This is a genomic window from Vibrio sp. 1288 (assembly GCF_033344475.1).
In genome coordinates, this window is sequence record NZ_JAWPOX010000039.1 from 1 (window position 1) to 25,031 (window position 25,031).

Consider the following 25,031-nt stretch of genomic DNA (forward strand, 5'->3'; position numbering starts at 1 on the left):
ACATGGAAGTTACTGAAGAACTTAATGAAAACAGGATGTTAAGTCTTCAGCAACAATTAAAGGGAACATAGCCTTTTGATACACTTCATTAAACGGTTGCTTTCCTTTGTTAAAGAGACAAACACCGATACTCATTCCTATAGTTACTTTATGTAAGTCTTGATTTATCGCTGGAATGATTGAGTCTAAGAGTTGATTGCAAAGTTGGGATATTTCCTCTCGACTTGAATGCCAGTTTAAGATAACAAATTCATCGCCTCCTATGCGTCCAACTTGAGACTTGCTTGACGCAAGCTCTGTTAAGCTATTGGCTATATTAATGAGGAGAGTATCACCAGTATGATGACCTAGCTGGTCGTTAACTGCTTTAAAATTATCTATATCAACAAACACTAAGGCAGACTGCTGAGACGGCTTGGTTTGAGGTTGATGATTAAAGTTTTCCTCAATTGCTTTTCTATTTAACAGTCCGGTCAATGGATCACTCGAAGCTAACTTAGCCAGTTGCTGCTCATATCGCTTTTCTTTTGTAATATCGATATGAGTGCCCATCATGCGCAGTGGTTCGCCATCAGAACCATACTCGACGATGCGCCCTCGATCGTAGACCCAACTATCACTGCCGTCTTTATGAATCATGCGATGCACTACCTCATAAAGGTCGGTTTTGCCAGCTAGGTGATCTTCAAATGCACCCACCGCAAGATCATAATCTTCAGGGTGGAGATTGTTTTTCCACGTTTCAACCGTCGCGGTTAACTCATGGGGCTGATAACCTAGCATTTTGCCCCACTGCATATTGAATATCGTCAAAGTACCTGAAGGAATATGCTGCTCCCACAAACACAGTCCATTACTGTCGAGTGCAGCATTCAACTTTTCTTGTAGTCGCGCATTCTTCCGCTTCAGCTCTTCATTTTCTTTTTCTAAGCAGGCAATTCGAGTTAGATATTCTTCCATTTTGCGCATAATTTACGTCGTTTTCGGAGCGACAATATACGAAAAATACTTTGCAATTTCTATGATTGAGCTTGGAGATATAAGTATTGAATATGCGGTAAATAATAAAGAATCGGTGATGTTACTTAAGAGCAGCAAAGTAAATGCTTGGAAAACAAAGAAGGAAATAGGGGGTAAGCGAGGGGCTCTCCTGGTGCAAAGTCTTAAATGGAGGCCTTTGCACCGGGACTACTGAGGGTTAGCGGTTTAGTGCACCACAACGCTCAGGTTGGTATGTGATATCGACAATTTCAATTGTCTTCACTTGATTATTTGGCATTGGCCAGTCAAGTTTTTGGCCGACAGACAAACCGATCAGTGCGCTGCCTACGGGCGCAAAAATAGAGATATCATCACTGCTTTTCAGTTCAGAAGGGTAAACCAGTGTCTTTGTCATGGTTCTATCTTCACCTGAAAATTTAAACTCTACAGTCGAGTTCATCGTGACCACGTTATCTGGCATTTGTTCTGGCTCAAGAACTGTTGCTCGGTCGAGCTCTGCTTCTAATTCCACAAGCTCCGCTGCGATGTTTGGCATTTTATCCAACAAGGCCGTGATTCGGTTCATATCTAAGCTTGAGATGTAGATAGAATTGTTTTCTGACATTTTATGACTCCCAAATAAAAGGCCGCCTCACAAAAATGGGACGGCACTCTATATGTCAATTACGGTATCAATCATATGGACGCTATTCCATATGAACTAAACCTGATTTTAGTCTTTATAGTGCGACTTAGCTAGTAAAAAATTTTTGTTGTGAAGCTTGATTTTTCTAAATCTTTCAATCACTTCAGATATTGTTCTCTGTTCACCTTGAAACGGTGAAGTCAAGTGAGTGCGTCGTTTAGAAGCAAAGCAGGATTTATCGTAGGTGTGCTCGGTTTCGATGGTCAGCCTAACTTCATAAAAGCAAAACGGTATAGTCCGTTGCTAGCATGGCTTCGGTTATCTCAGTTTGTTAAAACTACCAATATCCGTTAATAAATTACTTTTTATTTCGCAATAGTCAGATAAATCCGTTCATCTACCCCTTTAGGGTAGTTTGAAATTGTAATTGATTTACATCATGTATTAATTTTCTTTCACAATTAACAATGAGCTCAGTGATAAGAACCTAACCCTTAGGAATTATAATGAGCAAGTTGAAGCTAGTAGTCATCGGTAACGGTATGGTAGGGCACCGTTATATTGAAGACTTAGTCGAGAAAGCTGATATGTCTAATATAGACATTACGGTTTTCTGTGAAGAACCTCGTGTCGCATACGACCGTGTGCATCTTTCCTCTTACTTTTCTCACCATACTGCAGATGAACTTTCTTTAGTAAAAGAAGGCTTCTGCGAGAAACACGGTATTAACATGCTGATCGGCGAACGCGCGATTAACATCAACCGTGAAAACCGCATTGTTTACTCAAGCACTGGCCGTGAAGTTCAATACGACAAGCTGATTCTTGCTACTGGCTCATTCCCATTTGTTCCACCTATTAAAGGTCACGAAAGCAAAGACTGTTTTGTTTACCGTACTATCGAAGATCTTAAAGCGATCGAAGCGTGTGCGAAGAAGAGCAAATCAGGCGTTGTTGTCGGTGGTGGTCTGCTAGGCCTTGAAGCAGCAGGCGCACTGAAAGCACTGGGTGTAGAAACGCACGTTGTTGAGTTCGCGCCAAAACTAATGGCTGAGCAACTTGACCTGGCTGGTGGTAACCAACTTCGTCACAAGATCGAGCGTATGGGCGTGAACGTTCACACCAGCAAAAATACGCTTGAGATTGCGCCAGAAGGCACAAACGCACGCAACGTTATGCGTTTTGCTGACGGTTCAGAACTAGAAACAGACTTCATCGTATTCTCTGCAGGTATTCGTCCACAAGACAAACTAGCACGCCAAATGGAGCTAGAAGTGGCACCTCGTGGCGGTGTTGCTATCAACGACCATTGTCAGACTTCTGATGAGAACATCTACGCGATTGGTGAGTGTGCGTCTTGGAACGAAATGTTCTACGGCCTTGTTGCTCCTGGCTACAAGATGGCGACCGTTGCTGTTGACCACCTACTAGGTAACACAGAAAGCAAATTCGAAGGCGCTGACATGTCTGCGAAGCTGAAACTTCTAGGTGTAAAAGTAGGTTCAATCGGTGACGCGAACGGTCGTACTGAAGGCTGTAAGAGTTACGTTTACCAGAACGAAGAACAAGAAGTTTACAAACGTCTTATCGTTTCTAAAGACAACAAGAAACTGCTTGGCGCGGTTATGGTTGGCGACACCTCTGACTACGGTGACCTGCTTCAACTTATGTTGAACGAAATCGACCTACCAGAACACCCGGATGCGTTGATCCTTCCTGCACACGCAGGCGCTGAGAAACCAGCACTCGGTGCAGACGCTCTACCAGAAAGCGCAGTAATCTGTTCTTGTTTCGACGTAACCAAAGGCAAGATCGCACAAGCGGTTGCTGATGGTCACCACACATTGGGCGACATCAAAGCAGTGACTGGCGCAGGTACAGGCTGTGGTGGTTGTATTCCTCTAGTGACCTCTGTTCTAAATGCTGAGCTTGCTAAATCTGGTATCGAAGTGAAGAACGACGTGTGTGAGCACTTTGCATACTCACGCCAAGAGCTGTTCCACCTAATCCGTATTGAAGAGATCAAAACGTTTGATGAGCTTCTAGAGAAATACGGTAAAGGTTACGGCTGTGAAGTTTGTAAACCACTGGCTGGTTCTATCTTGGCTTCTTGCTGGGGTGAGCACATTCTTAAGCCACAACTGGTTAAGCTGCACGACACGAACGATAACTTCCTAGGTAACATCCAAAAAGACGGTACTTACTCTGTTATCCCACGTATGGCGGGTGGTGAAGTAACACCTCAAGCACTGGGTGCGTTAGCGAACGTTGCAGCAGAATACAACCTATACACCAAAGTAACCGGTGCTCAACGTATTGGTCTGTTTGGTGCTCAAAAAGACGATCTTCCAGAGATCTGGCGCAAGCTTATCGACGCTGGTTTCGAAACAGGTCAAGCGTACGCAAAAGCACTTCGTATGGCGAAGACCTGTGTTGGCTCAACGTGGTGTCGTTACGGCGTTCAAGACTCTGTTGGTCTGGGTTCTTACATCGAGAACCGTTACAAAGGCATTCGTACACCTCATAAGATGAAGTTCGGTGTTTCTGGCTGTACTCGTGAGTGTGCGGAAGCACAAGGTAAAGACCTTGGTATTATCGCGACTGACGCAGGTTGGAACATGTACGTATGTGGTAACGGTGGTATGAAACCTCGTCACGCAGACCTACTTGCAAGTGACCTAGATAAAGAAACGCTAATCAAGTACATCGACCGCTTCATGATGTTCTACATCCGTACTGCTGCGCCACTACAACGCACATCAGTTTGGATGGAAAACATGGAAGGTGGCGTTGACTACCTACGCGAAGTGATTGTTAACGACAAACTTGGCATCAACACTCAACTAGAAGCTGACGTAGCGAAGCTTGTAGACGAGTACGAGTGTGAGTGGACTGCGACCATCAACGACGAATCACAACTGACTCGTTTCGCGCACTTCATCAACTCTGACAAGCGCGATGAAAACGTCGTGTTTGTACAAGAGCGCGAACAGCACCGCCCAGCAACCTTCACGGAAAAACACCCTGAAGCGAAAGGCGACATCCTACACGTAGCGATCACTGAAGCATAAGGGAAGTTTGATTATGTCATTTGAAAAGATTTGCCAAATCAGCGACATCGTACCGGGCACGGGTGTTTGTGCTTTGGTTAATGGTCAGCAAGTTGCGGTATTTCGCCCAACACAAGCAGAAGAAGTGCTGGCGATCAGCAACACAGACCCGTTCTTCCAATCAAACGTGCTTTCTCGCGGTTTGATCTGTGAGCACCAAGGCGAGCTTTGGGTGGCAAGCCCACTTAAGAAGCAGCGCTTTAACCTGACAACAGGTGCGTGCATGGAAGACGAGCGTTTTAGCGTGAAAGCGTACAAAACCCGCGTAACCAACGGCGAAGTAGAAATCTCTGCGTAAGCTTGGTTTTCATTCCCTCCTCTTAGGGGGAGGGAATGAACTGAAACCTAGATTCAATAGACAAAGGCTTTCCAAGCATCATCTCAGGGGAACAGGGAAGCGAGGTGTTGTAGACAGCGTTCAGGTGTCAACGGGAAGCCTTTCTCTATTCAATCTTTAACTTTTTAACTTTTTAACTTTTTAACTTTCAATTTTGGATAAGGACACATTCATGTCTACTGATTTTAAGCCTGCAGAATTCGTGCAAACCATGATCAATGTTGGTGAAGCGAAAACTAATACAAGCACGCGAGACCTTCTGCTTCGCGGTACGATGGCTGGCGTTATTCTTTCGCTTGCGGTGGTGGTTGCTATTACCGCGATTGTACAAACGGGTATCGGTCTTGTAGGAGCACTTGTTTTCCCCGTTGGTTTCGTAATTCTAAGTGTGATGGGGTATGACCTAGTAACCGGTGTTTTTGGTCTAGCGCCTCTGGCTAAGTTTGCTAACCGTCCGGGCATCACTTGGGGTCGTATCTTCCGTTGTTGGGGTCTTGTAGGCTTGGGTAACCTTATCGGTTCTCTGATCGTTGCTTACCTAGTGGCTATCTCTCTAACAGGTAACTTCTCTCTAGAACTGAACGCAGTAGCGAAGAAATTTGTGGCTGTTTCTACCGCGCGTAGCCTTGGTTTTGAAAACATGGGTATGGACGGATGGATCACGTGTTTCGTACGCGGCATCTTCTGTAACCTAATGGTATGTCTAGGCGTTATCGGCAACATGACAGCACGTTCAGTATCTGGTCGCGTAGCAATGATGTGGTTCCCAATCTTCATCTTCTTCGCTCTAGTATTCGAGCACACAGTAGTAAACATGTTCCTATTCCCACTAGGTATGATTCTAGGTGCGGATTTTGGTATCGCGACTTGGTTGAACTTCAACCTTATCCCAACCATCCTAGGTAACATTGTTGGTGGTCTAGTAATGACTTGTATTCCACTGTACCTAACTCACGCTAAAACTGCGCCTTCTATCAATGCTGAAGAAGAAGTAAAAGCGCAACCTGCAATGGCTAAATAACCATTAACGGGTAATTCGCTTAATATGGTCCTGCTTCTGGATGGGCGGGACTATTCTCTAACTAGATTTCAATTTTTAACTTTCACTTTCGCGACATATTTTATTGATTTAGCTATAAAAAGTAATAACTCCTTAGAGTGGTTTTAGCCCTAAGTGCATAACGCGAGTGTTACTCTTTATATCTAAATTTTTCGATAGGCGTTGATATGACTACTGCTCACTCATCTTTAAACAGCGGCTTTGTTTCTCTTGTTGGTGCAGGTCCAGGTGATCCTGATTTGCTCACAGTAAAAGGCTTAAAAGCCATTCAAGCGGCTGAAGTTGTTGTATACGACCGTTTGGTGTCGAAAGACATTCTAGAATTGGCTCATGCATCAGCAGAGATGATCTACGTAGGTAAAAAATTAGACTTTCACTGTGTGCCTCAAGATCAAATCAACCAAATCTTGGTGCAGAAAGCACAAGAAGGTAAGCGTGTTGTGCGTCTGAAGGGCGGTGACTCATTTATCTTTGGCCGTGGCGGTGAAGAGTTAGAAGAACTAGCGGAATTTGGTATCAAATACGAAGTGGTTCCGGGTATCACAGCAGCAGCGGGTGCAACGGCTTATGCTGGTATTCCATTAACACACCGCGACCATGCGCAAAGCGTTCAATTCATCACTGGTCACGTACAAAAAGATGGTCGTGAGATTGAGTGGCATTCACTGGCGCAATCCAACAACACGCTTGTGTTCTACATGGGTTTGAAGCAAAGCGGCCACATTATGGATAAGCTGATCACTCACGGCTTAGATCCTGAGATGTCATGCGCCATTATTGAAAACGGTACGCGCCCAGAGCAGCGTGTGTTCCAAGGAAAGTTGAACGAGCTATCGATCATGGCAGAGCAAGCCGTGAGCCCAGCATTGATTGTGGTTGGCAGCGTGACTCAACTTCACAACAAGTTGGATTGGTTCGCAAAGTAATACTGCCCAGAACTGACTATATTTTACAGGGGCTTTGTTGCCTCTGCATTTCTTGCTTACGCATCGGCATTTGATCAATGAGGTTGTTGATAAACGACCAGTCTGTTTCTGCGCCCCAGCGGTGCTTTTCTAGACCATCTTTACCAAGCAAAATAGCGGTATGAGAACCTTTTTCGACCTCATAAAGACGAGCTAGCATTTTTAGGTCGAACTCTTCTTTAAGCCAAGCAGGAAAAGTATAACCTTGTTCTGTAATGACCAGCGTGACGACATCTCTGTCTTCCAACTCACACTCATTCATAAGTGTTTCTAGCAAGAATTGTTTGACGTATTCATCATTTTCTGGCGCAAAGTAGAGCACGCTTCTATGTGGCCAGTATTTGGAGTGCGCTGGATAACCAAATGCTGTCGATGACAAGATACAAGAAAGCAGTATCACTAGTAACTTTCCGCCCATGACAGTTCCCCTAGAAACCCAAATAACTTTTTATACGTTAAGTTTAGTGGAATTGGCTCATTGTGCTTTTTCCAAAACTGGCATAGGGTAGGCAGCAAATAAATTGAGCGTAGAAATAGATGAGTTCGGAAAGCAAACAAAAAATCGCCATTTTGGTTGATGTACAGAATGTGTATTACACCTGTCGCGAAGCGTATCGAAGCAATTTCGATTACAACCAGTTTTGGTATGTCGCCACACAAGGGAAAGAGGTGGTGAGTGCTCGTGCTTATGCCATCGCGAGTAACGATCCAAAACAACGTCAGTTTCATCACATTTTACGCGGTGTTGGATTTGAGGTGATGCTTAAACCCTACATCCAGCGTCGTGATGGCAGCTCGAAAGGCGATTGGGATGTGGGTATTACTCTCGATGCAATTGAAATTGCTCCCGAAGTTGAGGAAGTGATTCTAGTTTCGGGAGATGGAGACTTTAGTCTGCTAGTAGAGAGAATTCAGCAGCGCTTCAATAAAACGGTGACCGTTTATGGTGTACCTAAACTTACATCTCAAACTCTGATTGATTGTGCCGACAATTTTGTCGCGATTGATGACGATTTCTTGCTGTAGTGAATAGTGCAATAAAGAAAGGCGAGTCACTCAGGCTGTACGAAACGTACAATGACTCGCCTCTAATTTATCCTTGATTTGGCTAGTTACGAAGGAATGATCATTTGCCCTAGCAAGTAACCCAAGCAACACGCACCAATCACGCCGATTAAGCCCACAGACATGAATGAGTGGTTGAAGTACCACTTACCAATCTTAGTTGTGCCCGAGGTATCGAAGTTCACAGTCGCGATATCTGAAGGGTAGTTTGGAATAAAGAAGTAGCCGTATACCGCTGGCATCAAGCCGATAAGCAGCGCAGGTTCCAAACCTAAGCCGAGACCAACAGGCAACATCATGCGAGCCGTTGCAGCTTGAGAGTTCACCACAACCGACACAATGAATAACGCAAGCGCGAATGTCCAAGGATAGTTGGTTACCATCTCTACGATGCCAGATTTAAATTGAGGCATAGCGTACTGGAAGTAGGTATCTGACATCCATGCAATACCGAAGATAGCAATCGCCGCCACCATACCAGATTTAAATACCACCCCATTTGGTACGTCGCGCGGGTCAGTTTTGGTCGCAAGCAAAATGATACCGCCGAAGCAGAGCATCATCATTTGAATCACAACTGCCATGCTGATTGGCTTCGAGCCATCTACGATGGTACGAATGTCTGGCCACATTGCGATAACGACGATAACCAAGATAGAAGCAATGAACAGCAATACAGAGTTACGAGCACTTGTTGGTAGTACTTCATCAAGAGACGTTGCAGTTGTGTTGAGGATTTTTTCTCTCCACACAGGATCTTTCAAACGCTCTTGGTATTCTTCATCGTCGTCTAGTTCTTTACCACGCTTTAGGCTGTAAAGTGACATCAACAACGTACCGAATAAGGTTGCAGGTACAGTAACGAGCAGAATTGAGAGCAGAGTGATCTCGTGTTGAATATCAGAGAGTTGCGCCAAGTAGTAAACTACGGCCGCTGAAATTGGTGATGCCGTGATTGCGATTTGAGAGGCGACAGAAGCGGCAGCCATAGGACGCTCAGGACGAATGCCGTTTTTAAGTGCAACGTCGCCAATGATTGGCATGATAGAGTAAACCGCGTGACCTGTACCAAGTAGGAAGGTCATAAAGTAAGTCACGAACGGAGCAATAAGGGTGACGCGTTTTGGGTTCTTACGAAGCACACGCTCGGCAACTTGCAGCATGTATTTCAAACCGCCAGCGGCTTCAAGAATGGAAGCACATGTTACCACCGCTAAAATGATCAACATGACGGTGACAGGAGGAGAGGTTGGCGGCATCTTAAAGATGAAGACTTCAATCACCAAGCCAATTCCGGATACGACCCCAAGGCCTATACCACCATAACGTGAGCCGATATACAGCATCACGAGCAAAAATAGAAACTCAAGATACAACATGTGGATTTCCTTATTCAAAACAGAGGGCTACATAGCCAAATTACCTCTTTGTATTGTCTCGATATTCAGAAAGAAAATACTTCATGTTGTTCACAATCCGCTGGATAAGAAACAGCAATATTCAATTATTGGCAATAACTCACGCTACACAGGGGAACTGTTAACACAGTTTTATCAGGGTGTTTTTATGCTGTGTATTTTTGCGATCATGTGAGCGTTAAATGCGAAGAGGTTTAAGAGTTTGTTGCTATTCATCGCATACGTAACCAGACCTTACAGTTTCACAGAACGCGGAAATACAGTCATAACTAACCCTAAGAGTGCTTCTTTGTTATGAAAACGCAAAGGATAATAGTTTGCATTGCGATTGGTGCTTGGGTATAAAGGTGTCAGAATGACTACACCAACAATAAGCCATCATGTCTGAGCAATTTTTCCCGCAACTGTTTCAAACTTCGAGTGAGATTACACCTTATCTACACGGTGATATCGGCGAGATAGGGCAAGAAGCTATCCATATCGAGAATGATATCAACCCGATCATCCAAGGCCTTTACCAGCAAATCTCGGAGGCTCATCCGGAAGCGGGAAAAGCATATTGGTTGACAAGAACGTGGGATTTACTTTGTTGGCAGCCAGTTTATGTCGCATTCATCTCCATTTACGGTTACCACACGTTGCCAAACATTCGCGAGATAGCGCAGCACCTCAAACCTTGTTTTGTTTCTGGGTACCGATTCGCCGACGAAGCGCATATACATGGCGAGCCAGAAGCGTTGATAAAAGAGGCGGGGCGTCAAATCCGAGAACTGTTCGACTTCTATCAACAAGAGATGAGTCAATGGACACGCATTCGTCCTGGCTTCACCCATCAATTGATGTCGGACGGAATCATGGCTTGTTTAATTCGTCTCCAACAGCGCTTTCCGCAAATGACTAACTCGACACTTCAGGAGCATGCGGTCTTGTGGCTAAGCGCAATGGGTTTGGATGTTGATAATAGCCGCTCACTTCATGAGACGGAATCTGATCAGCCGCTAAAGTTAGTAAGAAAAAGTTGTTGTTTAGTCTATAAGTGTGAAGGCAGAAAGCTTTGTGCAGATTGTCCTCGTTTAGAGGAAAATCGACAGCTTATGAGCAAGAAGGTTCTTAATTAACATTTATTTAACTTGTGTAACAGTGCTCGATTTGAGAGTGAGAATAAGTATCATTGCATGCTCTTGTTGACAACAAAAAGATAAATACAATGATGAAAAGGACGTTTTCTTTCAATCTCATCGTACTTGCGATGAGCAGTGGATACGCAGTTAGCTCAATAGCAGCAGAAGATCTTCAACAAACATCGACTCCGAGCGATGAGCAATTGGTTGTTGTAGGCAGTGTGATGCCGAAATCGATCTCCGATATTCCAGGAACGGTTTGGTTTGTTGGCCAAGAAGAGATTGCTCAGCAATATCGTGCGGGCAAGACACTGGGTGATATTCTTTCTGCAACCATCCCTTCTTTAGACGTCGGCACCGGTGGTCGAACTAATTATGGTCAGAACCTTCGCGGTAGAGCAATGTTGGTAATGATTGATGGTGTCTCTTTACAGTCTTCTCGCCCGATTAGTCGTCAGTTAGACGCAATAGACCCATTCAACATCGAGCGAATTGAAGTACTATCTGGTGCAACCTCCATTTATGGTGCAGGCGCTACTGGTGGTGTTATTAACATTATCACCAAGAAAGCGTACTCGGATGACTTGTCGTTTGAATCCTACGTGAGTGGCACTACAGGCTTTAATAGCAGCGATGACTTTGATTACAAACTCGCTCAGTCTATCTCGGGTGGTAATGAGCGAATTACCGCTAGAGGTTCGGTTGTGTACACCGAGACACAAGGTGCATTTGACGCAAATGGCGACATTGTCACCCCAGACATTTCACAGGGCTCCTTGCAGTATAATTCAACGCTCGATGTTATGGGATCGACCGAGATTCAAATCTCCGATGCCAGCAAGTTAAACCTTGTCGCACAATACTATGACAGCCAGCAAGATTCGCCATACGGTTTGTACATTGTTAACAATAAATTTGTTGATGTACGAGAGGGGTTCGATTCCGACCGTGAACATGGTACAGAGCGAGTTCTCTTAAGTGCGAACTACGCTCACGACAGCGTATTCGGTCATCAACTGATAGGCGAGTTATCTTACCGTAGTGAAGACCAAACCTTTACTCCTTATTACCAAAGTGCCTCTCAACAAAAAACAGAAGTTTTTGCTGGGCGCTTAGCGTTAGCTAAAAGCTGGGAGTCATTCAAACTTGTTTATGGTGTCGATGCGTACTTAGACCGTTTTGAAAGTAACCAGGCTCTGTTCGATCCAACCATTGCGAACAGCTCTGGGAACTTAATTAATCGAACCTATGCCGAAGTGGGGCGTTACCCAGATGTTGATGTGGCGTCTTACGCAATGTTTGTCCAAGGGGATTACCAAATCAATCAAGATTGGTCAGTACAAGCAGGCTACCGCTACCAATACATGGACAATAAGATTGATGATTTTGTTGCCTATAGTATACAAAAGAAGATCGCATCGGGTAATGGTGTATCAGCGGATGCGGTACCAGGTGGCAGCACTGACTACTCAGTGAGCTTATTTAATTTGGGCACCATTTATCAGCTTAACGATGAATCTCAGCTTTGGGCGAACTTCTCTCAAGGTTTCGAACTCGCTGATCCTGCAAAGTACTACGGCCAAGGTAGCTACGATGCCGCGGATGCAAATGGTCACTACGCGTTGAACAATAGCATTAACGTATCTGACTCAAAAATGTCGGGCATCAAAACGGACAGCTATGAAATTGGTTACCGATTAGATACCGATACTGTCGCACTGCAAGCGGCGGGTTACTACTCGGTGTCGGATAACTCAATCAAGTATGACAAGAAGACGCTCCTAATCACCAATGTTGATGACGAGCAACGTGTATACGGTGCCGAAGCAAACATTAACTACTGGGTAAACCGTGATATTTTGTTAGGTGCATCAGGTCACTATGTGGTTTCTGAGCTGAAAACCAACGGTAAGTGGGAAGATCTAAGCGCGGGTAAAGCAAGTACATCAAAAGCGAACGCGTGGGCGGCTTACTATCAGGATGGCTATTCAGTACGTTTACAAAGCCAGACGATGTTTGATTACGAAGATGACGCAAACAATAAACTAGATGGATACACTACGTTTGATCTTCTTGGTAACGTAACACTACCTATCGGGCAGTTAGGTTTTGGTATTCAAAACCTATTTGACGAAGACTACACAACCGCTTGGGGACAACGTGCGCAGATTCTTTATGCAGCACACTACGATGCAGCAGCGTACGACTACAAAGGAAGAGGTCGCACATTCACACTGAACTACAGTGTCGAATACTAAAGCTAACTATCTCCGAATATCAAAAAAGCCGCTTGAAGCGGCTTTTCTTTTAGGCTTGATCTGTCTGCGCTGTGTCTACAACGTTTTCCGTGTGTTCTGAAGCTTGGTTTTGTTCTTCAGCTTCCATTTTCGCGCGTTCAGCTTTGGAGATATAACGCGGCTTATTGCTCTTATGTAGCTTAGCGTTATGCTTCTTCTGCTTCGCTTTCAAGATCTGATTGATTTTCTTCTTGCGGTTCATGGTGGTGGTCCTTTAATTTAGCGAGGCAGGATAGTTACTTTTTTATCAAGTTACAACTAAATAAGCGCCGGTATCGGTCGCAAAATTCAAGTACGTTCCTATGTCCAATCATCTATCGCGTTTTAATGGAGCCCAAATGAAAACACTGTACACCGAACGTTTGATACTGCGTCTTGTGAGTGTAGATGATGCACCATTTATACTAGAACTTTATAACCACCCAGACTTCTACCGTTTTGTCGGAGATAAACAAATTCGTACCGAATATGAAGCGGCGAGTTACATAAAAGAAAACATGCTACGCATGCAAAAAATTAGAGGCGTGAGTTTACTCGTTGTAGAGAAGAAAGAAGATGGGCAACCCATCGGGATTTGTGGGTTGGTTAAACGTGACACATTACAACACTATGATCTCGGATATGGATTTTTACCTTCCGCTTATGGCTTCGGCTACGGAACGGAGTCTGCAACCGCAGTGCTGGAATACGCTAGAGAGGAAATGAAACTCGATAATTTGGTTGCCATCACCAACAATGACAATATTCGTAGTATAAGTTTGCTCAAAAAACTGGGCTTTGAGTTTGAACGAGTTGAGCAGCAATATGATAATGGCCGCACGTTAGAACTTTACACAATGATGTTGTGATTTTTGGATAGTGCATGAGCGATATTTTACTTGGCAAACTCGCCACTGAATTTAAGACAGTAAAAGCCATGGTAGAGGTTTACTGTCATGACCATCATGGAACAAAACGTGACTTATGCTCAGAATGTCGTGAGCTGCTTGAATACGCAGAAGTGCGCCTCGACCGCTGTCCTTATGGAGAGAATAAACCGACGTGTAATAAATGTCCGATTCACTGCTACAAACCAGAGCCGAAAGAACAAATGCGTTTGGTCATGCGTTACTCTGGCCCCAGAATGTTACTGAAACATCCCATCTTGGCGGTTCGTCATTTGCTTCATGAAAAGCGCATGGTACCGGAAAAGCCTGCAGCGAACGCGTCAAACCGTCACAAGCGTTTATCTAAACAAAAATGCGAAGAATAAAAAAAACGAGGGCGACATGCCCTCGTTTTCGTTGAGTAGAAGCGGCGTGATTAGAGGCCAGCGGCCATACGCTGCTTGGTTTTGCTCGCAGCAAGTAGCATGTATACGCCAGTCGCAACCAAAGCGGCAAACAAGTAGCCTAGTAAGCCGTGTTCTTGGCCCATAAATTTATCAGCGACAACTGGGCCAGCAACAGAGCCGATGCTGTAGCTAAACAGCATGACTTGTGTCGCAGAGACAATAAAGCGTTCATCAAGTCCTTCGCAACCTAAGTTGATTGCTATCGGGTACAAGGCAAAAGTAGCTGCACCTAAAAAGAATAATGCAGCAGCCAATACCACGGCTGACGAGGAAATAAAGGTCATACCGATCGAAAAAATACCCAAAATACAGAAAAACGCCATTAGCACTGTGCGGCTCATGTATTTGTTTAACGCGGTCACCATTGGTTGAACTAGCATGCCACCTAGAATCACTAGCGCCATCAATGTACCAATGTCTTGATGGCTAATTTTACGGTTAGTTAACTCAACTGGCATTAATCCGTAGATTGCACCTAAGGTCAAACCTGAAACAACACAACCAATAATTGCTGCATGGTTTAGTTTGGCAATTTGCTTAAATGATAAAGCGGTTGATTCATGGCTGTTTGGCTGCTCACACTCAATGAACATTAGCACCAGCATCGCCATTAGTATCAACGTCGTGATCGCAATAAACGGAACGCCGCCACTTACGCCAAGCACGCCAATACCAAACTGGCCTAATGCTGAACCACCATAAAGCGATAGCATGTACAAGCTCAAACGTTTCGCACGCGATGCTTCGTCTCCAGACATTAGCCAAGACTCAACAATGACAAAAACACCAGCAACCGCGATACCCGCAATAAAGCGAGCGGCAAGCCACATCAATCCGTTAGCAAACACGGGTAGTGTGACGATAGTTAGCGAAAATACGGCCAAGCAACCAATAAACGCGTTACGGTGACCAACTTGACGTACGATACGTTCAATAAAAATAGCACCGGTTAATAAGCCGCCATAAAACACACTCGCCAACCAACTCGCGTAATCTGCTGAGATGTTGTATTCACCGAGCATGAGAGGGATCAAGCTCATTAAATAGCCCGAAGCCACCGCATAAAGAGACAGTGCGACGACTGGAACTGTAACTCGTGGTGATGCTGCAGGAACGACTGTGTTTTCCACTGTTTTGCGCCTATAAGTTAAATGAAATCTAAGGGTTATTCGGCGCGAATATGAGGCTAATAGTTAGGCAAGTAAAATGATAAATTTAAGTCGTTTCGACAAATAATATTTATTAACTAGATAGGTTGATAAGTTGCATAAAAACGCCAACCTACAAACAAGGTTGGCGTGGAAGATTATTTAGTAAGTGCTTGATTTAACCATTGATCAAATTGAGTTTTAGGTAACGCACCATTGATCATATCAACGCGTTGACCATTTTTGAAAACCATAATGGTAGGAATGCTGCGAATACCAAATTGCGCCGCAAGTTGTTGTTGAGCTTCGGTATCAATCTTAACAAAACGAGCCGTTCCGGCTTGCTCATGAGCAACATCAGAGAAAACAGGAGCAAAACCAACGCACGGGTTGCACCATGGGGCCCAAAAATCTACTACAACAGGCATATCACTTTGTAATAGAGCAGAAAAGTTATCTTGTGTACCTTCGATAGGCGAGCCGTCTAAAAGTGCACTTTTACATTTACCGCAAGTTGCAGATTCGGCAACGCGCTCATTAGGGACACGATTTAGACCGCCGCACGAAGGGCAGCGAGTTTTAAACGATGACATGACTTCTTCCTTTATTACGTATTGATGAAAACATGACTTACCAGTCAGCCTCATTATTTGTATACTTATTTTTTAACCTGCCGAAATAACGCAGCGCAGGTTTGTATTTGAGCCTAAGGTTCTAAGAAATTTTATTAAAATACAACAATAAATAGGTCTGCGATGACAAATTACTACGCTGAAATTACAGGTTGGGGGAAATGTGTTCCGCCAGCCGTGCTCTCTAACGATGATCTTAGCACTTTCCTCGATACTTCCGATGAGTGGATTCGTACCCGCACTGGTATCGAAAACCGCCGTATTAGTCATGTAAACACGTCAGACATGGCGACCGTTGCTGCTAAACATGCATTAGCTCGAGCAGGCGTCGATGCAACAGACGTGGATTTAATCATTGTGGCGACTTGTTCACCAGATTCATTGATTCCAAATATCGCGTCTAAGGTACAGCAGAACCTAGGTATTCGTGCAGCCGCTGCCTTTGACTTAAATGCCGCATGTACGGGATTTGTCTATGGCCTAGAAACGGGCACACGTTTGATTCAATCAGGTAACTATCGTAACGCGATCATTATTGGTGCGGAAAGATTGTCTTTCTACATCGATTGGGCAATGCGAGATACCGCTGTTCTATTTGGTGATGGTGCGGGCGCCGTTGTGTTATCAAGAACGGAAAAAGAAACGGGTTTACTACAGTCTCAAATCGGTTGTGACGCAAAAGGCCGCGATATTCTGTCCGTACCAAAGTTTGGTACTTGTATGGATCGCTTTGCGGAAGACAACGGTTACTGGGATTTCAACTTTGTAGGACAAGAAATTTTCAAACGTGCAGTAAAAGGCATGGGGCTAGCTGCGAAAACCGTACTGAAAGCATCACAGTTAACGACGGACCAAATCGATGTTGTGATTCCGCATCAAGCGAATATTCGTATTATTCAAACCTTGTGTGACCTGTCTGGAATTCCGCACGACAAAGCGTTTGTTAACATTCAAAACTATGGCAATACTTCAGCTGCGACGGTGCCAATTGCATTGTGTGAAGCGGTAGAGCAAGGTCGAGTTAACCCAGGTGATAATATGCTTCTTGCTGCGTTTGGTGCAGGTTTGACATGGGGTGCGGCAGTATTGAAATGGGGTGACCGCGTAACGCCAGTTTCTGAAAGTGATGCGGTTCTGCCTGAATGTGAGCAATCCGCGTTAGAATTACTTGAGCGTGCCATTAAGCTGTGTAACGAACGCCGTCGCGACGAGGTGTAACGGACACTCTGCAAACATAAGATGGGTAAGGGAGCGCGAGGCTCCCTTATTTGATGATGCGTTCTACAGCTAACCTGAAAAATATCTTAAGCCATAAAACCCAGGTTTGAATGAGTAAAATTACGGATGTTCGGGAAGACGTATTCCAGTGCAGCGTTATCACTCACGCCCATCCACTGTGCTAGTGTTGAACCAACTTGATCAGCGGCAATTTTGGGTATGAGTCGGCCTTGAGAGTAATCATCGTTTCCGCCCAGTATTAGTTCCGGCCATGTACCGATAGGTTGTTTCCCATTTACCGCGCCTCCAATTAATAGTTGATGGCCACCCCAGCCATGATCAGTACCATTTCCGTTGCTCATCATCCGTCGACCGAAGTCAGACATAGTGAAAGAGGTGACTTGCTTGTTTAGCCCTAACCGTTCGACCGCACGATACATTGCCAAAAGGTTTGTCGCGAGATCCTCAAGTAACACTGGATGACGTGCCAGTTGCGAATCGTGTAGGTCATACCCAGAGTGTTTAACGAAAAAGACTTGTCGTTGCTGCTTCAGGACATCTTGGCTTGCTATCAATTTGTACACGGTTTGCATCTGCTTGCCGAGCGTCGATGACGTAAACAGCGGCTCGTCAGCAATGTGGTTGAGTTGCTCGCTCAGTACACTGCTCATTACCATCGACTCATCAACCATCAAATTAAAATGACCATTAAATGGATTGTCAGTTTGATGAGAGAGAAGGCGATCATAGATCCCCTTGTATAGCGGGTTCTCAATCGCGGTAAGCTGAACCGCGCGATCTTTTTTCAGGACAGTTTGGCGGTGTTCCATTGCCCGTAACCAAAGCGAGTTGCCATGCACACTGTATAGCGGTGTTATTTCTGATTCAGAGTTTAATACATCCAACATTCTGCCAGCCCAACCAAGATTTTTAGACTCGCTCATTCCACCAAGTAACCAAGCGTCTGTTTGAGAATTATGAGAAAACAGTTGCTCGGGAAGTGATGCTTCACCTTGCTCAATAGCTTGTTTGGTGACGGGATGGTTGAGAATGCCACTATTGAGCACGATGCTGGCATCGCCTTGTTCGAAAACGGAAGTTAACGCATTTAACTTTGGGTGTAAGCCGAGCTTCACTGGGTGATTTGAGCTATCGACAGCACTCAAATTGATAGGGAGTATGTCTTCTTTGGCGACAGAGAGTGGCCCTCTGACTTTGGAATATTGACGATAGTGCGCCTCCGATAATGGCAGTACGGTGTTGAACGCATCGTTTCCGCCAGCTAAATACACACATATTAATGCTCGAAAGTCATTAGATGGCGCTGCGAGAGAGTAACCTGGCAGACTAAGAGAGGCTAGTGCGCCCATCGATAGCGTGCTTTGTATAAAATGTCGTCGTGAAATATCCATAATTCACTCCTAATCCTGAATATAAAATTCGTCGCCAGAAATGGCGGTAAATATCACTAGAGCGAGTTTTGTTGTTGGCACATAGTCCTCACGATAATCATTCAGCGCGGTGAGCATGAGCTCTTTCAATTCAGCAGAAGCCGTTCCAGCAAAGAAACGCTCGTTAACCAATTCGACTAAGGCATGGTGATCGTCTAGAAGAAGATAAAGCTCGTTAAGATCGAAGTGGTAGGAATCACCACCTCCTCTACGAGTGCTGGTTAACATATAGTTGACCAAATCGGTATAAACAGACCAATTGAGAAGTTCATACTCTGGAGAGTTAATACCAGACTCCGTAAACTCGTTAGACGGCTGATAGTCTGGAGAGTAAAAATTAAACACGGAAGGAGAACGAAGCGGCCCTTGATTAGCGATGTTCATCATCGTTGTTGCGTCTTCGTAACGTGATCCTTTAACCGTAAAACCTGATGCTCGATGAAAATTAGTCAGGACCAGTATCGGTTCTTTCACTTTTATAGGCGGGGTATCCGTCATCCCTAATGCTTCAGGGTCGAGCAATATGGCTCGAACAACGGCGGTTAGATCGCCTTTTTCTCCTTCCCCATTGTTGTTAAATATCGTAGCAACACGCGCGACGTACTCTGGGCTTGGATTTGAACTGACCAAACGTTGGATAAGTAACTTTGAAACAAATGGAGCAACATTTGGGTGAGACATCAACATATCAATCACTTTTGAAAGCTCTTCTTGTGCGGTTAGACCCGATGGGATCACGTTCCCTAGAAATCGCTTCTCGCCGGTGTCGTGTCTTTGACTGATAACTCGCATCGGTTTCACGAATGCGATGTCGGAATTTTTCCATCCAGTTAATGCTCGCGCGAGCTCTTGAATATCAGTTTGATTGTACGTGGGGATAGGTTTGCCTGTTGCGTGGTTTAGCTTTTTACTGCCATCTAAATTGAGTTCATACAAACCGATAGTGAATAACTGCATTAACTCTCGAGCAAAGTTCTCATCGGGAAGCGTTCCTGTCGCACTATTTTCTTTTGCACTACCGAGCATAGACAAATAGCTCCCCATGACTGGATGGATGGAAACGTCATACAACAGGTCTCGGTAGTTGCCAAACGCATGCTCAACCAACAGATCGTAGTAATTCACTAACCCTGTAGGTTTGCTGGAAAGAACGCCGCCATAACGAGAAATGACTACGATCTGACTCAATGCATAAGCCGTTCGCTGTCTGAGCTGATCTTCAGCAGTAACAACAATTTGATACCAAGCATTTTCTCGGTTTGACTGTAGGCCTTTAGAAAAAGGCGTTTGATAAAGTGGTTGATGGTAGGTTGCTGGCAGGTTGATTTGTTTCTGTATCCAATCCTCTAACCCGTTTTCCCTAACCTCATTAATTAACGCAGGTGTTGGTCCAAAAGAGGTTTGATAGAGAAAACGCGCAACGGTTTGATCGGATGGGGATTGCTGTATTTGTGCTGATACATTAGACACATGGCTCAGCAATAAGATAGCCAATCCTAGTACCCAAGCAGAGATTTTATTTAGCTTCTGACGTCTCATAGTTAACTCGCTTACCCGAAGTAACGATTTAAGTCCATTTAACGGGAGTTATTAAGCTCTTTTGAGCTGTTTAGTAAATTTATGAAAATCAAGCAGCTGCATAGGCGAGTATAGTAGCTATAAGTGGTGAACAAAAAACTCAAACGATGAATTTGGTACTATAGTGCTAGAAGTTTTTGATGCTACTTTTTCTAAGATACTGATATTAAATATGGCCAATGAAGAGTAACAAGCAGAGATATCGCAATGGATGTATAAGGGGGACAGCTAAAGTACTGTTAACAAGAGATTGGTATGTTTGTTAAGGCTTAAGTTAGTTTCAAGAAATTATTGAGCCAATAAATAAAGTCCATTGGTTTGCACAAGAGAAAACCACACGGATGTTCTCTTGTACAAAGCAACAAAGGTTATTTTCGGGCAAGCTTATGGTGAGCACGAGAAAAGTGATCGGCACAAAATGCGCCCACAATCGAGAGTTCGCCAGCCAGACAAAGCGAAGCTGCGACTTCGGCTAACGCTTTCGCATTGCCGTTGCCGAGCAAACCCAAAATATCCAAACATGCTTTTTGCGTTGGAAGGCCAGTACCACCGCCAACCGTTCCCACCATGATGTTTGGCAAGGTCACGCACGCGTACAAGTTGCCTTGAGCGTCCACATCCATACGAGTGATTCCAATGGCAGACTCTGCAACGCAAGCGGCATCTTGACCACAAGCAATGTACAGCGCGGCAAGGGCGTTTGCGTAATGCGCGTTGACGCCAATTGTCCCGCTGAGTAAACCGCCCACTGTGGTCATTTTGCCAAATTGAACCATAGACTCCGGCGTCGTATGCAGATATTTTTCCACTAACTCAGCAGGAATGGTCACTTCGGCGGATACTTTCTTACCGCGTACTGAGCGCAGTGTGTGCGCGTTTGGTTTTTTGTCGCCTGATAAGTTGCCATCCAAGAATGCTTGAGTTGGTTTGATTGGGCTGGTCGCCAAAATATGATGGAACACTTCGTTTGTTGCGATGGTCACCATGTTTTGTCCGGAAGCGTCACCAGTCACGTATTCAAAGACCAAATAAACATGGTTTCCTTCGATATTTACATTGATGTCTTTGAGTTTGCCATGTGAGGTGGTGGATTCCGAAATTTGACGAAATACGTCAAACTGGGTCACAACCCAACTGACGAACTGGCCAGCGTCGGCAAGGTTATTAAAGGCGAACACTGGTGTTCGGCTCACCCCTTCACTTAGTAACAATGCGCTCGCGCCACCAGCGGCGGTGATAAGATTTGCGCCACGGTTGTAGGAAGCGACTAACGCGGCTTCTGTCGTTGCAAGCGGAACCAAAAAGTCATCGTTCGCATACAAGCCGTTGACGCGCAAAGGGCCTGCAATGCCGACCGGCACATTAACAGTACCAATGAAGTGCTCGATGTTGTTGGAGTAAGCATCGCAATGTGACTGCGTGAAAGGATCAAGGAGATGATCTTTATTGGTCATGTGTTCCAATACTTGCCAACGGCGCGCCAAATGCTTATCCGATAGGCCAGGGCTTAAGCAGAGACGTTTCTCTGGCTTGTGAAACTTCGGTTCTAATGCCGATTGAATCTTACTGCTGGTTTCGATATCGGAAAGGGCGGAGCTTTGAACAGGGTTATCTTGGTTTAACTTCGGCATACAAACGTTAACTGAAAAATCGAACCAGAGATTGTAGTGATTAGGGCTTTGATTACAACGTTGATTATACGTTTTGCAACAAATACCACTGTGTGAGTGCCTTTGTTATCCAAGTAATTTGATATTGGAGCGGAGGAGTTACCAGAAATAAATGGGTTTTGACAATGAATGTTGCAGTAAATGGCAGAGCCGGGAGGTTATGGCTCTTAGAGAAATTGGACTGTGAGTGTCTGGAGTCGACAAGGGATAAGCATGATTGCCTTAAAAGCGGAATGGTTCAATCTATGAAAGGAATAAATTGTCTAACCCAGTCCCTTGGGTCAGACGCTAGCTTGAATCTGTTATTCAGAAGTTAGTTAAATGCGCGAGCCACACGTCCCGCACTTTGAATACGGTAATGGCCAACGTAAGCAGGAACAAATACAGATTGTCCTTTCGCGGCGGTTAACGTCTCACCGTTATCACTGATGAGTGTCAGGTCGGCATCAATCGCCATCAAAATCTCTGCGCTATTGGCATCAACCACTTCATTGTTCGGTTGGTTTAGAATGCTGAAGCTAAAGTCTGCCACTGGGACCGGATAAAGGCTTTGGCAACCATTGGCATTAGGATCTAGAACAAGGCTGTTAAACGGCTTAGGCGCAAAATCTGTGCATTTAACCAGTTCTTCAACATCCATGTGTTTCGGCGTGAGTCCTGCACGCAAAACGTTATCTGAGTTCGCCATGATCTCTAATCCAGTACCTTTAATGTAAGCGTGTGGCGTTCTTGCGCTCAGGAACATCGCTTCGCCAGGTTGCAGCGTGATGACATTCAACAGCAATGGTGCAAACAAGCCGACGTCGCCGGGGTATTGAGTGGATAGATCCAAGATGAGTTGGAAAACGTCGCTGTCAGTGCCTTGCTCCGATTGACGTGAAGCGTGGGCAAGAAGCTGTTTCAGTGCACGCTCTTTTGTTTCTCCTTCCATGGTCAGAATGTGCACAAAGAAATCGCGTAAACCTTGTGAGTTGATTTCGCGTTTGAATGCATCTAGCGGTGTGCGTAGCTCATCGATATCGCAAAGGCCAAATGCCTCAATAATCTCGTCATACGAACGAAAACCGTTCATGGCTTGGTAACTTGTCAGCGCGTACACCAACTCAGGTTTATGGTTTGGATCCTTGTAGTTACGATGGCTTGCGTTTAGTGGGATCCCGGCACTTTGTTCTTTTTCGAAGCCTATTTCGGCATCTTGTTTGCTTGGGTGAACTTGAATCGACAGTGCATGTTCGGCCGCTAAGATTTTAAACAGAAAGGGCAGGTCGCCAAATTTTGCTGCGGTTTCTGATGATAAATAAGCGGGTTGGTTTTGTTTGATCAGTTCAGACAAAGGCAGCGTGTTTTGCTCAACCTGAACTTCAGAGCAGCCGTTTGGGTGAGTACCCATCCATACTTCTGCTTGAGGCTCATTCGTTTCGTTAGAAAAGCCAAACAAATCGTGAATAGAAGAGGTGCTTCCCCAAGCGTAGTTTTGGATTTTGTTGTTCATTTGAAAGAAGCTATGCGATGAAATAGTGTTCAAATTCATGAATTTTTCCCATAGTTAACCCTCCGAACTGAATCGGAAGAAAAATTGAGCAGAGATACGTTAAATAAGGAGGGCGAGCGCGGTTAGGTCACTCGCCAATTTGCCCGAGGGCGATAAGTCGATTTACAACCGAGGTTTTGGTTCGAGTGGTTTTCGTGAAGGTTGCGCTTGCAAAAATGGCAGCAACAAAAGGCCAATGACGGCTGCACAAACTGAAATGGTGATGAAGAAACCTGTCCAATGATATTCTTCAAGAATTAATGCCAGTGGATAGCCAGACAATGCAGCGCCCATGTAGGCGAACAAGCCAACGAATCCTGTTGCCGCGCCGGCAGAATCTTTGTGAGAGCACTCCGCCGCCGCCATACCGATCAGCATTTGTGGCCCAAAGACAAAGAAGCCGATGGAGAACAATCCCGCGGCTTGGAACGCAAAGTTGGTCAGGGGCATCAGCCAAAGCGCAGAGACAGATAAAAAAATCCCAATCGCGAACAGCAAGTTCATTGGCCCACGGTTACCGCCAAAGAGTTTGTCTGAGCCCCAACCCGCAACCAATGAACCAACAAAACCTCCGATTTCAAACATCGACAGAGCAGCGTTGGCGTTAATCAGGCTATAGTGATGCTGCTCGGTCAAGTACAGGTTTCCCCAGTCATTGATTGCGGTTCGGACGATGTAAACCAACACATAACTGAACGCGAGCAGCCAGATGTATTTGTTGTTAAATACGTACGATTTTAGAATTTCTCGGTAGGTGAGGCCACGTCCGTAATTTTCCTGCGCAAGTTCTAGTGCGTCGTTGCGCCATTGGCCGACACTTGGTAAACCCATTGTTGTGGGTTTGTCGCGCAATCGCCAACAAACGAATAGACCGAGTAATACCCCGATGATGCCGGGTAGAATAAAACCTTCACGCCAGCTGTAGTGCAACGTTAAATAGCCCACCAAAATAGGGATCAGCGCGCCACCAACGTTGTGTGCGGTGTTCCAAATCGCCCATAAGAAGCCACGCTCGGAACGTGAATACCAAGTCGTTAACAGCTTGGAGCATGAAGGCCAGCCCCAGCCTTGGAACCAGGCGTTTAAGATCCACAGAGTAATGAAAGCCGCGAGTGAGCTAGAAAAACCGAACGCGATATTGACCAGACCTGTCGCAATCAATCCTAATCCCATGAAATAACGAGGGTTAGAGCGATCTGAAATCGTACCGGAAATAAACTTCGAGCAGCCGTAAGTAATGTAGAAAAGCGTACCGATAAGGCCCAAATCGCCTTTATCTAAGCCAAGATCGGTAATCATCGCTGGTGCGGCGTAGTTAAAGGTCTTACGAGTAAAGTAGAAACCTGCGTAGCCGATGTACATCCCCAACATAATGTGCAAACGCCAATGGCGGTAACGCTGGTCGATTTGCTCGTTGCTCAGACTCGGTTGAGTAAATTTAGGTGAACGTAAAAATCCAAACATCTTGAG

21 protein-coding genes and 1 pseudogene are annotated in these 25,031 nt (G+C 45.0%); 10 read left to right on the forward strand and 12 right to left on the reverse strand.

The genetic code is table 11. The features are described from left to right. Positions 1-69 precede the first annotated feature (69 nt). Both R8O11_RS21170 and rnk read right to left on the reverse strand, forming a co-directional pair. Positions 70-960, reverse strand: a pseudogene (locus tag R8O11_RS21170) (GGDEF domain-containing protein); the annotation flags it as partial. A 238-nt stretch (positions 961-1,198) separates the two neighbouring features. Next, on the reverse strand, positions 1,199-1,606 hold the full coding sequence (gene rnk, locus R8O11_RS21175) for a nucleoside diphosphate kinase regulator (RefSeq protein WP_005390213.1): 408 nt from the start codon (positions 1,604-1,606) through the stop codon (positions 1,199-1,201). 527 nt (positions 1,607-2,133) lie between these two features. On the opposite strand from rnk, the gene nirB reads away from it, so the two are divergent. The 4 genes from nirB to cobA all read left to right on the forward strand — a co-directional run bounded on the left by nirB (position 2,134) and on the right by cobA (position 7,060). Next, positions 2,134-4,698, forward strand: a complete 2,565-nt coding sequence (gene nirB, locus R8O11_RS21180) for a nitrite reductase large subunit NirB (protein ID WP_205391159.1) — start codon at positions 2,134-2,136, stop codon at positions 4,696-4,698. Positions 4,699-4,711: 13 nt separating this feature from the next. Further along, on the forward strand, positions 4,712-5,035 hold the full coding sequence (gene nirD, locus R8O11_RS21185) for a nitrite reductase small subunit NirD (RefSeq protein WP_054575426.1): 324 nt from the start codon (positions 4,712-4,714) through the stop codon (positions 5,033-5,035). A 211-nt stretch (positions 5,036-5,246) separates the two neighbouring features. Further along, positions 5,247-6,095: a formate/nitrite transporter family protein gene (locus R8O11_RS21190; RefSeq protein WP_005387971.1), complete on the forward strand. Its 849-nt coding sequence runs from the start codon at positions 5,247-5,249 to the stop codon at positions 6,093-6,095. Between the two features lie 206 nt (positions 6,096-6,301). Further along, entirely contained in the window at positions 6,302-7,060 is a 759-nt protein-coding gene (gene cobA, locus R8O11_RS21195; RefSeq protein ID WP_017634651.1) for a uroporphyrinogen-III C-methyltransferase, read from the forward strand. Positions 7,061-7,076: 16 nt separating this feature from the next. Here cobA and R8O11_RS21200 read toward each other — a convergent pair whose 3' ends face one another. Further along, positions 7,077-7,517, reverse strand: a complete 441-nt coding sequence (locus tag R8O11_RS21200) for a DUF4174 domain-containing protein (RefSeq protein ID WP_005387976.1) — start codon at positions 7,515-7,517, stop codon at positions 7,077-7,079. A gap of 119 nt (positions 7,518-7,636) precedes the next feature. Here R8O11_RS21200 and R8O11_RS21205 point away from each other — a divergent pair, with 119 nt between their 5' ends. Beyond that, complete coding sequence (locus R8O11_RS21205) at positions 7,637-8,125, forward strand: NYN domain-containing protein (RefSeq protein ID WP_005387978.1); 489 nt, start codon at positions 7,637-7,639, stop codon at positions 8,123-8,125. Positions 8,126-8,211: 86 nt separating this feature from the next. On the opposite strand, the gene R8O11_RS21210 is transcribed toward R8O11_RS21205, so the two are convergent. Next, positions 8,212-9,543: an anaerobic C4-dicarboxylate transporter gene (locus R8O11_RS21210; RefSeq protein ID WP_005376060.1), complete on the reverse strand. Its 1,332-nt coding sequence runs from the start codon at positions 9,541-9,543 to the stop codon at positions 8,212-8,214. 419 nt (positions 9,544-9,962) lie between these two features. Here R8O11_RS21210 and R8O11_RS21215 point away from each other — a divergent pair, with 419 nt between their 5' ends. Further along, on the forward strand, positions 9,963-10,700 hold the full coding sequence (locus R8O11_RS21215; protein WP_042520969.1) for a siderophore ferric iron reductase: 738 nt from the start codon (positions 9,963-9,965) through the stop codon (positions 10,698-10,700). Positions 10,701-10,789: 89 nt separating this feature from the next. Continuing rightward, positions 10,790-12,961 carry a TonB-dependent receptor gene (locus R8O11_RS21220; protein ID WP_005376064.1) on the forward strand — a complete coding sequence of 724 codons (2,172 nt, stop codon included), beginning with the start codon at positions 10,790-10,792 and terminating at the stop codon, positions 12,959-12,961. Between the two features lie 49 nt (positions 12,962-13,010). Here the strand turns inward: R8O11_RS21220 and R8O11_RS21225 are convergent, their stop codons facing one another. Then, positions 13,011-13,202, reverse strand: coding sequence for a DUF2986 domain-containing protein (locus R8O11_RS21225; protein ID WP_005376066.1), 192 nt, complete (start codon positions 13,200-13,202; stop codon positions 13,011-13,013). 136 nt (positions 13,203-13,338) lie between these two features. On the opposite strand from R8O11_RS21225, the gene R8O11_RS21230 reads away from it, so the two are divergent. Beyond that, a complete protein-coding gene (locus R8O11_RS21230; protein ID WP_033907038.1) occupies positions 13,339-13,848 on the forward strand; it encodes a GNAT family N-acetyltransferase in 510 nt (169 codons plus the stop codon). 14 nt (positions 13,849-13,862) lie between these two features. Next, positions 13,863-14,252, forward strand: coding sequence for a nitrous oxide-stimulated promoter family protein (locus R8O11_RS21235; protein WP_005387988.1), 390 nt, complete (start codon positions 13,863-13,865; stop codon positions 14,250-14,252). Between the two features lie 50 nt (positions 14,253-14,302). Here R8O11_RS21235 and R8O11_RS21240 read toward each other — a convergent pair whose 3' ends face one another. Both R8O11_RS21240 and trxC read right to left on the reverse strand, forming a co-directional pair. Continuing rightward, positions 14,303-15,463: an MFS transporter gene (locus R8O11_RS21240; protein ID WP_033907039.1), complete on the reverse strand. Its 1,161-nt coding sequence runs from the start codon at positions 15,461-15,463 to the stop codon at positions 14,303-14,305. Between the two features lie 176 nt (positions 15,464-15,639). Beyond that, positions 15,640-16,074 (reverse strand): thioredoxin TrxC, encoded by a 435-nt coding sequence (gene trxC, locus R8O11_RS21245; RefSeq protein WP_005376074.1) that lies wholly within the window; start codon positions 16,072-16,074, stop codon positions 15,640-15,642. Between the two features lie 162 nt (positions 16,075-16,236). Between trxC and R8O11_RS21250 the strand changes: the two genes are divergently transcribed. Continuing rightward, positions 16,237-17,331: a ketoacyl-ACP synthase III gene (locus R8O11_RS21250; protein WP_033907040.1), complete on the forward strand. Its 1,095-nt coding sequence runs from the start codon at positions 16,237-16,239 to the stop codon at positions 17,329-17,331. Between the two features lie 86 nt (positions 17,332-17,417). Here R8O11_RS21250 and R8O11_RS21255 read toward each other — a convergent pair whose 3' ends face one another. The 5 genes from R8O11_RS21255 to R8O11_RS21275 form a co-directional block, all read right to left on the reverse strand. Further along, on the reverse strand, positions 17,418-18,743 hold the full coding sequence (locus R8O11_RS21255) for a DUF1501 domain-containing protein (RefSeq protein ID WP_033907041.1): 1,326 nt from the start codon (positions 18,741-18,743) through the stop codon (positions 17,418-17,420). Between the two features lie 9 nt (positions 18,744-18,752). Next, positions 18,753-20,321 (reverse strand): DUF1800 domain-containing protein, encoded by a 1,569-nt coding sequence (locus R8O11_RS21260; protein ID WP_318194409.1) that lies wholly within the window; start codon positions 20,319-20,321, stop codon positions 18,753-18,755. Between the two features lie 407 nt (positions 20,322-20,728). Further along, positions 20,729-21,991 carry a hydroxymethylglutaryl-CoA reductase gene (locus tag R8O11_RS21265; RefSeq protein WP_033907044.1) on the reverse strand — a complete coding sequence of 421 codons (1,263 nt, stop codon included), beginning with the start codon at positions 21,989-21,991 and terminating at the stop codon, positions 20,729-20,731. A 352-nt stretch (positions 21,992-22,343) separates the two neighbouring features. Next, entirely contained in the window at positions 22,344-23,561 is a 1,218-nt protein-coding gene (gene manA / locus R8O11_RS21270) for a mannose-6-phosphate isomerase, class I (RefSeq protein WP_033907045.1), read from the reverse strand. Between the two features lie 123 nt (positions 23,562-23,684). Beyond that, positions 23,685-25,025, reverse strand: coding sequence for an MFS transporter (locus tag R8O11_RS21275; protein WP_005480243.1), 1,341 nt, complete (start codon positions 25,023-25,025; stop codon positions 23,685-23,687). Positions 25,026-25,031: the final 6 nt, after the last annotated feature.